The sequence below is a fragment of the Steroidobacter sp. genome, assembly GCF_016790065.1.
Taxonomy (GTDB): Bacteria; Pseudomonadota; Gammaproteobacteria; order Steroidobacterales; family Steroidobacteraceae; genus Steroidobacter.
This window is the reverse complement of sequence record NZ_JAEUPY010000437.1, coordinates 1-11,065: the sequence shown is the minus strand read 5'-3', so window position 1 is coordinate 11,065 and position 11,065 is coordinate 1. Positions and strand designations below refer to the sequence as shown.

General features: G+C 59.6%; 10 protein-coding genes. 2 read left to right on the top strand and 8 right to left on the bottom strand.

Annotated features, from left to right (window positions below; all coding sequences use genetic code 11):
- The 4 genes from JNL55_RS18290 to JNL55_RS18275 all read right to left on the bottom strand — a co-directional run.
- The coding region (locus JNL55_RS18290; protein ID WP_293856771.1) for a metallophosphoesterase at window positions 1-680 on the bottom strand (680 nt) is incomplete at its 3' end.
- Window positions 681-682: 2 nt separating this feature from the next.
- On the bottom strand, window positions 683-1,912 hold the full coding sequence (locus JNL55_RS18285; protein ID WP_293856768.1) for a cytochrome-c peroxidase: 1,230 nt from the start codon (window positions 1,910-1,912) through the stop codon (window positions 683-685).
- A gap of 75 nt (window positions 1,913-1,987) precedes the next feature.
- On the bottom strand, window positions 1,988-2,302 hold the full coding sequence (locus JNL55_RS18280; protein ID WP_293856765.1) for a LysR family transcriptional regulator: 315 nt from the start codon (window positions 2,300-2,302) through the stop codon (window positions 1,988-1,990).
- Window positions 2,303-2,488: 186 nt separating this feature from the next.
- A complete protein-coding gene (locus JNL55_RS18275; RefSeq protein ID WP_293856761.1) occupies window positions 2,489-3,007 on the bottom strand; it encodes a GNAT family N-acetyltransferase in 519 nt (172 codons plus the stop codon).
- A 150-nt stretch (window positions 3,008-3,157) separates the two neighbouring features.
- Here JNL55_RS18275 and gcvA point away from each other — a divergent pair, with 150 nt between their 5' ends.
- Window positions 3,158-4,078 carry a transcriptional regulator GcvA gene (gcvA, locus tag JNL55_RS18270; RefSeq protein WP_293856758.1) on the top strand — a complete coding sequence of 307 codons (921 nt, stop codon included), beginning with the start codon at window positions 3,158-3,160 and terminating at the stop codon, window positions 4,076-4,078.
- A gap of 12 nt (window positions 4,079-4,090) precedes the next feature.
- Here the strand turns inward: gcvA and JNL55_RS18265 are convergent, their stop codons facing one another.
- Window positions 4,091-4,453 carry a rhodanese-like domain-containing protein gene (locus JNL55_RS18265; protein ID WP_293856755.1) on the bottom strand — a complete coding sequence of 121 codons (363 nt, stop codon included), beginning with the start codon at window positions 4,451-4,453 and terminating at the stop codon, window positions 4,091-4,093.
- Between the two features lie 101 nt (window positions 4,454-4,554).
- Here JNL55_RS18265 and JNL55_RS18260 point away from each other — a divergent pair, with 101 nt between their 5' ends.
- A complete protein-coding gene (locus tag JNL55_RS18260) occupies window positions 4,555-5,478 on the top strand; it encodes a LysR family transcriptional regulator (RefSeq protein WP_293856752.1) in 924 nt (307 codons plus the stop codon).
- 10 nt (window positions 5,479-5,488) lie between these two features.
- On the opposite strand, the gene JNL55_RS18255 is transcribed toward JNL55_RS18260, so the two are convergent.
- From JNL55_RS18255 to JNL55_RS18245, 3 genes are all read right to left on the bottom strand, one after another.
- Entirely contained in the window at window positions 5,489-8,362 is a 2,874-nt protein-coding gene (locus tag JNL55_RS18255) for a TonB-dependent receptor plug domain-containing protein (protein WP_293856749.1), read from the bottom strand.
- A gap of 286 nt (window positions 8,363-8,648) precedes the next feature.
- Entirely contained in the window at window positions 8,649-10,016 is a 1,368-nt protein-coding gene (locus JNL55_RS18250) for a sensor histidine kinase (RefSeq protein ID WP_293856746.1), read from the bottom strand.
- On the bottom strand, window positions 10,013-10,726 hold the full coding sequence (locus JNL55_RS18245; protein ID WP_293856743.1) for a response regulator: 714 nt from the start codon (window positions 10,724-10,726) through the stop codon (window positions 10,013-10,015). Before JNL55_RS18245 ends, JNL55_RS18250 begins: the two co-directional genes overlap by 4 nt.
- Window positions 10,727-11,065: the final 339 nt, after the last annotated feature.

The following is an 11,065-nucleotide window of genomic DNA, read 5'->3' as shown; positions in this document are numbered from 1 at the left end:
TCGGTCCAGAAATTCCAGCCCTTGTAGATCTTCTGCAGCGGCGAATGCGAGAACACCACGATGGGCGTGTCCTTCTTCACCTTGGCCAGATCTTTCTGCAACCACTCACGCTGCTTGTCGCCGACCATGAACGGCGAGCCGTTGGGATTGTCGAGGCCGGCCATCTCGGCCATGCGCTGCTCGGCGGTGGGCCAACGATTGAAGGTCCATTCGTCGTACGTGAGGATGCTGTTCAACACCACGAAGTGCACGCCTTTGTGGTCGAAGCTGTAGTACTGCTTGCCGAACAGCTTGGACCAGTACGCGCCCAGGTCCAGGTAATAATCGTGCTCGCCCATCACGTGATAGACCTTGCCGCTGAGCTTCGACAACAGCTCGGCGCCGTGATCCAGCTCCGGCTTGCTGCCCATCTGCGCCAGGTCGCCGCCGAAGATGACGAAGTCCGGCTTGGGCGTGAGCAGATTCGTTTCGGCGACCGCGCGAATCAAACCGCGATCCCAGTTGCGCACGAACTGCGTGCCCTTGATCTGCTGAATGTGCGAGTCCGAGATGTACGCGAACGTGAAGTTGTCGCTCGGCTTGGCGAACGCCAACTCCACCATGGTCAGCGGCAACACCGCGGCGCCGACCCCGACCGTGGATGTTTTGATGAAGCTGCGGCGATCGTATTTGATGTCCATGATTACATCCCCTCTCCGCCGCTTATGGATTTCTGAGTCGGAGCCACCGGGCTGCTAGCAGCCACCGTGGTCTTCACGTTGCAGGAAATGGGATTCGCCGACGCAGCCTTTTGCGCGGCGAATTGCGGACTGGTCAGCGACTCCATGAACGCCACCAGATCGGACTTCTCGTCCTCGGTGAGATTCAGCGGACGAATGCCGCCGCTCAGGAAGTCGTTGATGGGTTGTTTCGGATCGGTGACGCCACCGTTGTTGTAGTGATCGACCACATCGCGCAGTGTTTTCAAGCTGCCGTCATGCATGAACGGCGCAGTCACTGCGACGTTGCGTAACGTGGACGTCTTGAACGAGCCGATCTCATCGAGCGTCTCCGTCACCGCAAACCGACCCAACTCCGACGCTTTCGGATTCGTGAGCACAGCCTTGTCCACATCGGTGCCGGCAGCCTTCGCACTCAGGAACGCCGGCGCGAACTGTGGGATTTCGTTCTGGATACGATTCACGCCGACGCCGATGTTGTGAAAGCGGTTGTCGGTGAACAGCGCAAAATTCTGCTCGATGGCATGACAGGAAACGCAGCGGCCTTTGTTGAGGAACACATTGAAGCCGCGCTTGGCTTGTTCGCTGACGGCCTTCTCATCGCCGCCGTAGTGCCACTTGTCGAACGGCGAGTCGCCGGAAACGATGGTGCGCTCGAAGCTGGCGATAGCCTGCTGCACTTCCTTCATCGTCACTTGGTTGCCTTCTTTGTTGAAGACCTTCTTGAAGCGCGCCACGTAATCGGCATCGCTGCGCACGATCTTGAGCACCGGATCATGATTCACCAAGCCCATCTCCACCGGATTGATGATGGGATGTTGAGCTTGATCTTCCATGTCGTGCGAACGCCCGTCCCAGAAGAACAGCTTGAAATAGGCCGAGTTGATCACCGTCGGCGCGTTACGCGTGCCAGTGAGTTTGTTGATGCCTTCGGACGTCACCAACGGACTATCGGTGAACGCTTTGGTGGGATCGTGACAAGTCGCGCAGCTCACCTCGCCCGTGCTGCTGAAACGTTTGTCGTTGAACAGCTTGTCGCCGAGCGCAATCTTCTCGGGCGTCTGCGGGTTGTCGGGCGGAATGGGAACCGGCGGCAAGCCCAATGGCTGCGCCATGACGGCACTGGCCATCAAGAGTCCGGACAAAATAGTGGCGCACGTCGCCACGCGCACGGTATGAATCGGCGGTCCCATGCTGTGTCTCCCCTGCTAGGTTCGGCCCGACGTTATCGTTGGCGGACGAATCCTTTGGATTAACTTAGACAGAGTCTAATCAACGGACACACGCTGACAATTGATCTCTTCAATAAGCAGCGCCCTAGCAGCGGCCTGTGAACGACTGACGGAGACGATGCGATCGGCAGCGCGTACCGCCACGCGAGCGAAGCGGAGAACTTTGCGACCATCGTCGGTGAGCGCGACATGCGCACGATCGCGTTCGAACAAACGCACACCAAGATATTCTTCGAGCTTGCGCAGCTGAATGCTCAGTGTGGATTGAGTGACGGAACAGCGCTCGGCCGCACGAGTGAAGTTGAGACAGTCGGCCAAGGCGATGAGGTAGCGTAAGGCGCGGATGGACATGCGAACCCTCGTGGTCCAGCACGCTCGACAGCGTGGCGCGAATTATTAGAAACCCCTTTGTCGTTGCTGGGCTTCCTGTCCAGCACGCGCCCGAAGGTACACCCCGTAGGCGCTGGCCGCCAGCACGCTAAACGCCGCGAGCCCGAGTTTATCGGCAGTTATTTCCGATGGCTCTGATCGAGCCTATCAATTGGACTTGTTGGAGTCGGGATTGGGGTGGGCGTCGACGCCGAGCTTTTGTAACGCTGACCCGGTGACTCGATAGATGGTCCATTCATGCATGGGCACCGCGCCCAGGCTCTTATAAAAATCGATGGCGCGCTGGTTCCAATCCAGCACCGACCATTCCAGCCGGCCGCAATTTCGATCCACCGCCAGTCGCGCCAGATGACGCAGCAGCTGCTCGCCATAGCCCTGGCCACGAAACTGCTGACGCACGTACAGGTCTTCGAGATAGATGCCGGGCTTGGCCAGGAAGGTCGAGAAGTTGTGAAAGAACAGCGCGAAGCCGGCCACTTCGCCGGTGGGCAGCCGGCCCATGATGACCTCGGCACTGGGCTTCGGCCCGAACAGCCCTTCATGCAACTGCGCCTCGGTGGCCGTCACTTCATGGAGCAGGTGCTCGAACTCGGCCAGCTCGCGAATCAACTGCAGGATCATCGGCACGTCGGCCGGCTGGGCCGGCTCAATGTGCAGGCTGCTCATAGCGCTCTCCCCCTCTCGCAAGGCCCCTCACGGAGCCCGTGATCGTACCTTGCATCATTAAGTGAATCGATATATTTTCGTTGCGTATCCGAGTATTCGTGTGGCGTTCGGGTTCAGGGATTAAAAGAATTTTGAACGAAGCGACGGACCATGAGCGCTGACACCAAACTGCCTCTCAATGCTCTGCGCGCCTTCGAGGCGGTCGCAGCCCATCTGAGTTTCACCGGCGCGGCCCAGTCGCTGAACGTGACCACCGCGGCGGTCAGCTCGCACATCAAGTCCCTCGAGGAGTTTCTCGAAACCCCTCTGTTCGTACGCCACAGCCGCTCGGTTCGCCTGACACCACAGGGTGCGCGCTTGTTGCCTGGCGTGCAACGAGGCATGGGCGAGCTGACGCGCGCCGTCGATCAGTTGCGACTCGATCGCAGCAGCGGGTTGCTCAACATCAGTCTGCTCGGCTCGTTCCTACAAAAGTGGCTGCTGCCCCGGCTCAGCGATTTTTATCAAAAGCATCCCGAAGTGGATCTGCGCTTCAGCGCCAGCCGCGAGCTGGTCGACTTCATGCAGACCGATTTTCACGCCGCGGTTCGTTATGGCTCGGGCAGCTGGCCGCAGCTGCAAGCGGAGAAGATGCTCGACGATTGGGTGTTCCCAGTCGCCAATCCGGCGCTGCTCGCCAAGCTGGGACCCATCACCACTTTGGGCGATCTGAACAAATATCCGCTGCTTCATAGCGCCAGCGAACCTTGGATGGATTGGCTACGGCGAGTCGGTGGCGATACCACGCGCGTCGAACGCGGTCCGATTCTCGATGATTCAGCGTCGGTGCTGGCTGCGGCCGAGCAAGGTCACGGATTAGCGCTCGCCCGCTGGTCGCTTGTTGCTGGCGATCTGGCGTCGGGACGCTTGGTGCGCCCGTCGAGTCAGAGCGTGCGCCAACACAACTCGTATTACTTCGTCGCACCGGCACACAATTTTGAAGTGCCGAAGGTGATTCGGTTTAGGAACTGGCTGCGCGAAGTGTGCAACGAGTTCCCGCCACCCGAAGGCGAACGACTGGAACCGCAATAACGCCGGCCGAGCTCAGCGCTCCACCGGCAACTCGTTCTTGATCCACGCCTCAAAGCCGCCTTCCATCTCGACGACAGGAATGCCGGCGGACGCGAGCTCTACAGCGGCAGCGACGGCGAGTTTGCAGGTCTGACTGTAGCAATACAGAACGGCAGTGCGATCCTTCCGAATGCCGGCCAGAGTGTGCCACTTGCCCTGCGGCAGGTTGATGGCACCGGGGATGTGGCCAGCTTGATAATCGCTAGGTAGCCGCACATCCACGACGGTCACGGGTTCGTTCCGGCGCAGCTGCGCGTTGAGCTCGTAAGGCCCGGTGAGATAAGCCAGTTTCTGCGCGAAAAAGTCGCGCGCCTGGCGGGTATCCTGAGTCGACATGGCAGCACCTGCGTTAACGTTGGCGTGTGCTACGTTAGTCATCCGCCGGCGCCGGATCATCGGCCCTGGCGGCATGGGATTTATTCCCCGAACCGAAGCAAATGCAAAACCTCACCGACATCGCCATCTTTGTCAAAGTAGTCGAGCTATCCAGCTTCACGGCAGCGGCCGAGGCGTTGGAAATGTCCCAGCCCGTGGTCAGCAAGGCCGTGACTCGCTTGGAAGAGAAGCTCGGCGCCCGACTGCTGAATCGCACCACCCGACGGCTGAGCCTCACCGAAGCAGGCTCCGAGCTGTACCGCCGCTCAGGCAGCGCGCTTCGCGAAATAGAAAACGCCGAATTGGAAGTCGCGCGGTTTCAAACCGAGCCTCGCGGCACGTTGCGCGTATCGGCGCCGATGAGCTTCAGCATTCTGCAGCTGGGCCCGGCCATACAAACATTTATGGAGCGTTATCCCGGCGTCACCGTCGAGCTGAACATGGACGACCGCACCGTCGACCTGGTCGAAGAAGGCTTCGATGTCGCGATTCGCATCGGCCGACTGCGGGACTCCAATTTGATCGCGCGCAAGATTGCGCCGACCAAGCAAGTCATCTGTGCGTCGCCTGCTTATCTCGCCAAGCACGGCACACCGGAGCGACCCGAAGACTTGCTGGAGCACAACTGCATTCTTTATTCATTGCTGAGCGCGCCGCGTGAATGGCGCTTCACTGACAGTGACGGCGGTGAGCACGTCGTGCCGGTCAACGGCAATCTTCACAGCAACAATGGCCTGGTGAATCGCGCCGCCGCGATTGCTGGCGGCGGCATCATTCAGCTACCGACGTTTTATCTATGCGAGCAACTGCGCTCGGGCGAATTGAAGCCGTTGCTCTGCAAGTTCACGCCACCGGAAATTGCCGTGCATGCCGTGTATCCGGAGCGACGCAATCTGATGCCGAAGGTGCGTGCGTTCGTCGACTTTGTCGCGATCACGTTCGGCCCCGAGCCGCCGTGGGAGAAAGGCTGGACGCTCGAAGACTGAGCGTCCGCCACTAGAACTGCTTGGTCGCCGCCACTTTGAAGTAACGACCCAGCGGATTGCCAATGAACGGGTCGTAGCTCAGATCCAGTCGCGCCAGCGGCGGATCGCGATCCGTCAGATTGATCACCGACGCGCTCATGGTCGTCCGACCCGGCAGCTGCAAGCGATACACCAGATCGTGCGTCAGGAACGAGCCGACTTCGCGAAATCCATTCGGCACACTGGAACGCACGTCCGTCACACCGTCGATGTAACGAGTCGTCCAACGCACGCTGTGGTCGCCGTTGCTGAAGTCCAAGTACGCTGAGCCACGCAGCTGGGGCAAAGAGCCGGTGCCCGCGCCACCGCGAGTACCCGCATAGTCATCGGCTTTCTGAATCAACACTCCTTCGACGAACAACGCATCGCGCTCGTACTTCAATGTGTACGAACCGTCCACGCCGAGCAGAATCTCGCCAGCGAACCAAGCGTCGAACAAGTAAGACAAACTCGCGTCGAGACCCGAGATGCGCTCCTCGGGTCCGTTGATCACGTTGACCCGAGTGCGAATCAGTGCAGTGGCACTACAAGCGGCGCCGTCAGTGAAAGTGAAGCGCGCCTGCAAAGCGGCGTAGGCAGGATTGCCACAGAAATTGGGATCGCCCGGATTCACGCCGAAGAAAGTCGCAACCAGTTCGGTGCCGCCCTCGGTGCCGAGCGGATTCTTGAACTTGAAACTCCAATAGTCCAGCGACCCCTTGAAGCCGCCGGCCTGCACGATGGCGCCGACATTGAAGGTATTCGCCTCTTCCGGATCGAGATATGGATTGCCGTAGTTGTCGTAAGGCTTGTAGCCGCGATTCACACCGGTGTAGACCAGCGTAGTGCTGAAGCCGTTCAACAACTGCGTTTGTTGAGGACCGCGGAACGTGCTGCCGGCCGAGCCGCGCAGTGCTAGCCAGTCGAGCGCCTGCCAACGCAACGACACCTTCGGATTCGTGGTCGAGCCCACTGCACCACCGTAGTCTTCGTAGCGCACGGCGACCTGCGCCTGCAACGATTCGAGCAACGGCAGATTCACTTCGCCGAATACGCCTAACACATCACGACTCAAATCTTGATTGCGTAGCGGCCCGAAGAACGTGAACACACCGAACTGGGTCGTGCATCCCAAGTTGCCGTTGACCGGAGTGTCCACGCACGGGTTGCGCTCGATGTCGGTGTAGAAATTAACGTCGCGCTTGAAGCCTTCATCACGATACTGGCCACCGACCGCCCAACCGATGGCGCCGCCAGGCAACGACAGCGGCAACTCGCCGTTGAAGACCAAGTCGACCGCCAAGGTCGATGAGGTATCTTTCCAACCATTGTTCTCGAACAGCCAATCGACCACTGCCGGGTCGTTGGCGAGTGCAGCGCTGTAGTTGAAGCTATTGACCTTGCCCGTCGAGGGATTGCTGGCGAAGGCATTCGAGAACGGATTGAAGAACAAGCACCCGGCCGTGCCCGCGGTCGCACCCGCTGGACAATTCGGACCGCCGAGCCCGTTCAGTGCGAGCTGCAAACGATAAGCAAGAATGTCCGGTGTGTTGGTCTCTCGAGTGTTCTCGCTGTATGTCACCCCGGCGTCCCAACCGATGTCAGAGCCAAACTCGCCATCGAGACTGGCCGAGATACGGAAGCCATCGAACAACCGTTCGTCTTTCTTACCTTCGCCGGTGAGCGGATTGCCGCCATTACCCAACGGCCGCCACTGCAAACCGCTGGCGACCACGAATCGACGTGCCAGCACGGCATCGCGATCCACTGTGTCTAGGTACGGCAGGATGGCCTGCAGACCAGGATTGCTCAGCGGAATGATGTAGTTTGGCGAAACCAGGTTGCGAGTTGGAGTGGCCGTCAGGTTCGCGCCTTGCTGTGGACCATACGACGGCGATGAATTTTCTTCCGGTGCATCGTGCACGGCGTACAACGCCTCCACGTGCAGGCCGGTCTTCTCGCCGATGTCCATGTTGAATTCGCTGTAGAGCTGATAGTGCTCCTCGCGTTCGATCAGGTTGTCGAAGGTGATGTATTGAAAGCGGCAACCATCGCTGCCGGCAATTTCAAACCCGCCCAACGCCGAACAACCCGGATCGCGGAACGACTGCGCGGCGGTGGTGGTACCGGCGGTGACGTTGTATTGACCAGGGTTACCGAAGGAAGAGAAGCCGCCTTGCGGATTTTCCTCGAAGGTCCGCACAGCCCAAGCGCGGTCGGTGGTGTTCAACTCCGAACGATGCCGGTAGCCGCCGGCAACCATCACGCTCCAACGATCGGCGCGATGGCCCCACACTGCGTTCGCACTGTAATCACCCTCTGAGCCATCGACGTAACTGTACGAACCATCCAGCGACAGTCCATCGACATTGCTCTTGGTGATGAAGTTGACCACACCGGCGACGGCATCCGAGCCATAAGTTGCAGCGGCACCGTCTTTGAGCACTTCGATGCGACCGATGGCCGCCATGGGCAGTAGATTGGTATCGACTCCATTGCCGGTCGGCGAAGAGGCGATGCGTCGGCCGTTCAGCAGCACCAACGTGCGAACTGCGCCGATGCCGCGCAAGTTGATATTGCTGCTGCCAGTGGATTGCGCCGAGCCGAACTGATTCGATTCGCCGAGCACGCCCTGCACAGCGGGAATGGACTTCACCAGATCCACCATCGAAGGCGAACCCTGCATCTGCAAATCTTCGAGGGTCAGCACATCGACCGGTAGCGCCGCGTCTTCGGCCGCGCCTTGAATATACGAACCGGTGACCACGATGACTTCCAGCTGTTCGACAGTCGCGGCCTGCTGAGCAGTCGCCGCGACACTACCGAGCAGGAGCGAGCCAGTAAGAACACTGCGTCTCAAAATCATGGTTGTCCCCCACTATGACTGCGGCTGCAACTCGCCGCGACGGCGAACACCGGCTTGAGGTGTTCTGTCTCGTCTTTGTTTGCACTCCATACCGTGTTTACGATTTTTGAAGTGCGTGTGGGCGTTGTACGTGACACTGTCAGCAAGGGTCAACGCGCTTAATAAATCATTGCAAAGCTGCGCACAGCTTTGACGAAGCAGCGGTGACATTCACGTTTGTATTCTGTACTTCGGAATCGAGCGACGATTGAGTCGTCAATCGAGCTGCCAGTTGCGCACGTCGGAATCAAGCATGAAACAGCGGCAAGCTGACTGTGAAGCGCGCGCCGCCCGTTGGCGCATCGCCGATGTCGATGGCACCGCCATGTGCCTCGACCAAACTACGAACTACCGCTAATCCCAAGCCTGCGCCGCCGGTGCGACGATTACGCGATGTTTCCAAACGCACGAACGGCTCGAGCATGGCTTCGCGTTGTTCTGCAGGAATGCCCGGACCTTCGTCATCGACGGTGAGCTGCACTGAATTGTCGCTCGCCGCGACTTGCACGTGCGCGGCGCGCCCGTATTGCAAGGCGTTGTCGATCAGATTCGCGACTACTCTGCGCAACGCCAGACGGTCGCCGAGCACGACCGCATCGTCGCTCTTTGTCAAGGTTTGTAAATGCACCGCTGCGTGCTCAGCCGAGCGATCATCCACTTCGGCACGTACCACTTGTCCGAATTCCACCAATTCTTCGACCAACTCACCGGCACCTGCACGACTGGCAAGCAACGCGTCGTCCAGCAAGCGAATCATGTCGCCGATGTCCGCGATGGCACGCTCTCGGTCCACGCCTTCGGGAATGTGATCGACACGCAAGCGCAGTCGAGTCGCGAACGTTCGCACGTCGTGCGATATGCCGCCGAGCATCGCCATTCGCGCTCGTAACAATTGCCCCAGTCTGGCTTGCAGTCGATTGAATGCGGCGATCAGCGCCAGAATCTCCGGCGCTGCCGAGCGAGTTTCCGGCACCAACGTCGACACGCCGGAACCATCGATCTGATCGACCCTGGCTGCCAGCTGCGCCAGCGGACGCGTTTGTCGATGCATCATGATGAGCGCAATCAATCCGGTCAGCGCTCCGCCCAGGCCCGCGATGAAACCGATGGGCATGCCATACACATTGGTGGTGGGGCGGTGATAGCCCTGAATGACCAAGGTCTCGCCAGTGTTGAGCTTGATTCGCAGCTCCAGATCGGTGGCCGTTATATAGGAGAACCGCGGCGGACTCGCGCCATGACCTCCATTGGCATCGAACGTCAGGCTGAACGGACGGCCGCCGATATCGCTGAGCGCCAGTTCTACCAAGCGTGCGCGCAGCTCGAACGGTCGGGCAGTCGGCGTCTTCAACAGTGGCAAATCTTTCACCAGTTTGGCGCTGAATTTTGGCGAGCTGACAGCACGAATGACCAACGCACGTTCGCCGCTGCCATTCGCTTGCTCGAGGAGCTGCACGATGGCGGCGATCTGTCGTGGTAACGGTAATGGTCGCGACTCACCGTCTTCACGGACGCTGGCGATATAGAAGATGGCGGTCGAGCCAATCCACGCGACGATCAGAGTCAGCATCACGATCAGGCCGAGCCGCCAAGCAAAGGTCAATCGAGTAATCACGCGACTTGCCCGACGTGCGCCGTAAACAGGTAACCGCCGTTGCGCACTGTCGTAATCAGCTTTGGCGCCGGACTTGCCGCGTCCAACTTACGACGCAAGCGAGAGATCTGCATGTCGACGGTGCGATCGAACGGATCGGCCATGCGCCCGCGCGTCCAGCTCAAAATCTGCTCACGCGTCAGCACGCGACGCGGATGCTGAATGAAACACGCCAGTAAATCGAACTCAGCGGCAGTCAGAGCGACCGGTGTTTGGGTTTGATCGAGCAGCTCGCGCGCATCCAGATCGATGACGAAACCGCTGAACGAGAAACGCCGCTCACGCTGCACGATCGGCGCCAGACCACCTCGACGCAGCAGCGCTCGCACTCGCGCCAACAACTCTCTCGGCCCGAACGGTTTCACGAGATAGTCATCCGCGCCCATCTCCAGGCCAACCACACGATCCACCTCATCGCTCTTCGCGGTGAGCATCAGGATGGGCAGATTGGTGTGCGCACGCAGCCGCCGGCAAATGGACAAGCCATCCTCGCCTGGCAGCATCAAGTCCAGCACGATCAAATCGGGCCGGCGTCGCGCCAGCACGTCATCCAGGCCTCGGCCGTCTTCGGCAGCATCGACCTCGAAGCCTTCCCGGCGCATCAGCTCGGCAACCATCTGACGGATTTCGGGATCGTCTTCGACGATGAGTAGATTGGCGGTAGCTCGCATACCGGCCGTTGTACGGCAGGCGCGTGACCAATCCAAGCACCCTCGCTCAACAGTGCGAGCCGTTACACACCGTTACAAGATTTTGACCAAACACCATACAACTGCAGTACGAAACGGGCAGGCTGGCAGAGCTTTGTGGCACCTCGTCCGTTAGCCCACTTCGGACGCGCGCTAGCCCACGGCCAAGGATGGCCTGTCTTTTTAGTTTTCCTGCGACGGCTCGCGCGTGCCGATGCCTTGCTCGATGGCCGTGGTCAGCGGCTTCATGAAGAACGAGTCCTCGGGCATCAGTCGCACCGGAATGTCATGCCGCCTCAACGCATCGGCAACGACCGGACC